The sequence below is a fragment of the Mammaliicoccus sp. C-M13 genome, from assembly GCF_022386845.1.
GTDB classification, from domain to species: Bacteria; Bacillota; Bacilli; order Staphylococcales; family Staphylococcaceae; genus Mammaliicoccus; species Mammaliicoccus lentus.
Genome location: NZ_JAJNHQ010000028.1, coordinates 1 through 3138, shown reverse-complemented (window position 1 = coordinate 3138; position 3138 = coordinate 1). Strand labels below are relative to the sequence as shown.

Below are 3138 nucleotides of genomic sequence, written 5' to 3'. Positions count from 1 at the left end.
AAAACCGATTTTAAAAATTTGATTAAGTCTTCGATCGATTAGTATTCGTCAGCTACACACATTACTGCGCTTACACCCCGAACCTATTAACCTCATCATCTTTGAGGGATCTTATAACCGAAGTTGGGAAATCTCATCTTGAGGGGGGCTTCATGCTTAGATGCTTTCAGCACTTATCCCGTCCATACATAGCTACCCAGCTATGCCGTTGGCACGACAACTGGTACACCAGAGGTATGTCCATCCCGGTCCTCTCGTACTAAGGACAGCTCCTCTCAAATTTCCTACGCCCACGACGGATAGGGACCGAACTGTCTCACGACGTTCTGAACCCAGCTCGCGTACCGCTTTAATGGGCGAACAGCCCAACCCTTGGGACCGACTACAGCCCCAGGATGCGATGAGCCGACATCGAGGTGCCAAACCTCCCCGTCGATGTGAACTCTTGGGGGAGATAAGCCTGTTATCCCCGGGGTAGCTTTTATCCGTTGAGCGATGGCCCTTCCATGCGGAACCACCGGATCACTAAGTCCGTCTTTCGACCCTGCTCGACTTGTAAGTCTCGCAGTCAAGCTCCCTTGTGCCTTTACACTCTGCGAATGATTTCCAACCATTCTGAGGGAACCTTTGAGCGCCTCCGTTACTCTTTAGGAGGCGACCGCCCCAGTCAAACTGCCCGCCTGACACTGTCTCCCACCATGATCAAATGGTGCGGGTTAGAAAGTCAACACAGCCAGGGTAGTATCCCACCAGCGCCTCCACGTAAGCTAGCGCTCACGCTTCTAAGGCTCCTACCTATCCTGTACAAGCTGTGCCGAATTTCAATATCAGGCTACAGTAAAGCTCCACGGGGTCTTTCCGTCCTGTCGCGGGTAACCTGCATCTTCACAGGTACTATGATTTCACCGAGTCTCTCGTTGAGACAGTGCCCAAATCGTTACGCCTTTCGTGCGGGTCGGAACTTACCCGACAAGGAATTTCGCTACCTTAGGACCGTTATAGTTACGGCCGCCGTTTACTGGGGCTTCGATTCGTAGCTTCGCAGAAGCTAACCACTCCTCTTAACCTTCCAGCACCGGGCAGGCGTCAGCCCCTATACATCACCTTACGGTTTAGCAGAGACCTGTGTTTTTGATAAACAGTCGCTTGGGCCTATTCACTGCGGCTCTTCAAGGCTTGCACCTTAAAAAGCACCCCTTCTCCCGAAGTTACGGGGTCATTTTGCCGAGTTCCTTAACGAGAGTTCGCTCGCTCACCTTAGAATTCTCATCTTGACTACCTGTGTCGGTTTGCGGTACGGGCACCTATTTTCTAACTAGAGGCTTTTCTTGGCAGTGTGAAATCAACGACTCGTCGGATTCATGATCCAACTCCCCATCACAACTCAACCTTACGAGTGCCGGATTTGCCTAACACTCAGTCTTGTTGCTTGGACGTGCACTCCAACAGCACGCTTCGCCTATCCTACTGCGTCCCCCCATCGTTCAAACAATCATAGGTGGTACAGGAATATCTACCTGTTATCCATCGCCTACGCCTATCGGCCTCGGCTTAGGTCCCGACTAACCCAGAGCGGACGAGCCTTCCTCTGGAAACCTTAGTCAATCGGTGGATGGGATTCTCACCCATCTTTCGCTACTCACACCGGCATTCTCACTTCTAAACATTCCACATGTCCTTGCGATCATGCTTCAACACGTTTAGAACGCTCTCCTACCATTATCCTTACGGATAATCCACAGCTTCGGTAATATGTTTAGCCCCGGTACATTTTCGGCGCAGTGTCACTCGACTAGTGAGCTATTACGCACTCTTTAAATGATGGCTGCTTCTAAGCCAACATCCTAGTTGTCTGGGCAACGCCACATCCTTTTCCACTTAACATATATTTTGGGACCTTAGCTGGTGGTCTGGGCTGTTTCCCTTTCGACTATGGACCTTATCACCCATAGTCTGACTCCCAAGTTAAATTATTTGGCATTCGGAGTTTGTCTGAATTCGGTAACCCTAGAGGGGCCCCTCGTCCAAACAGTGCTCTACCTCCAATAATCATCACTTGAGGCTAGCCCTAAAGCTATTTCGGAGAGAACCAGCTATCTCCAAGTTCGATTGGAATTTCTCCGCTACCCACACCTCATCCGCTCACTTTTCAACGTAAGTCGGTTCGGTCCTCCATTCAGTGTTACCTGAACTTCAACCTGGACATGGGTAGATCACTTGGTTTCGGGTCTACGACCAGATACTCATTCGCCCTATTCAGACTCGCTTTCGCTACGGCTCCACATTTACTGCTTAACCTTGCATCAAATCGTAACTCGCCGGTTCATTCTACAAAAGGCACGCCATCACCCATTAACGGGCTCTGACTATTTGTAAGCACACGGTTTCAGGTTCTATTTCACTCCCCTTCCGGGGTGCTTTTCACCTTTCCCTCACGGTACTGGTTCACTATCGGTCACTAGAGAGTATTTAGCCTTGGGAGATGGTCCTCCCAGATTCCGACGGAATTACACGTGTTCCGCCGTACTCAGGATCCACTCAGGAGAGAAATAACTTTCGACTACAGGACCTTTACCTTCTATGGTTGGCTTTTCCAAAACCATTCGTCTAATTATTTCCTTTGTAACTCCGTATTGAGTGTCCTACAACCCCAATAGGCAAGCCTATTGGTTTGGGCTATTCCCGTTTCGCTCGCCGCTACTCAGGGAATCGAGTTTTCTTTCTCTTCCTCCGGGTACTAAGATGTTTCAGTTCTCCGGGTGTGCCTTCTCACATACTATGTATTCATATGTGGATAACATGACATAACTCATGCTGGGTTTCCCCATTCGGAAATCTCTGGATCAAAGCGTACTTACAGCTCCCCAAAGCATATCGTCGTTAGTAACGTCCTTCTTCGGCTTCTAGTGCCAAGGCATCCACCGTGCGCCCTTAATAACTTAATCATGTAAATCCTTAGTTAAGCACTGTGTATCGAAGATACAACCATGTTTAACTAACCTTTACCAGTTATTAATCTGTGATGTCGTCTAAAAAGACGACGCGCGATTATTAAGCTTGTTGAATTTCGTTAAAAATTCACTCGGTTTTTTGCTTGGTAAAATCTATTTGCTTACTTATCTAGTTTTCAATGTGCAA

1 rRNA gene is annotated in these 3138 nt (G+C 48.6%); it reads right to left on the bottom strand.

Annotated elements, in window-relative coordinates:
- Positions 1-18: 18 nt before the first annotated feature.
- Positions 19-2945: ribosomal RNA gene (locus LQ615_RS13260) — 23S ribosomal RNA — on the bottom strand.
- Between the last annotated feature and the right edge of the window lie 193 nt (positions 2946-3138).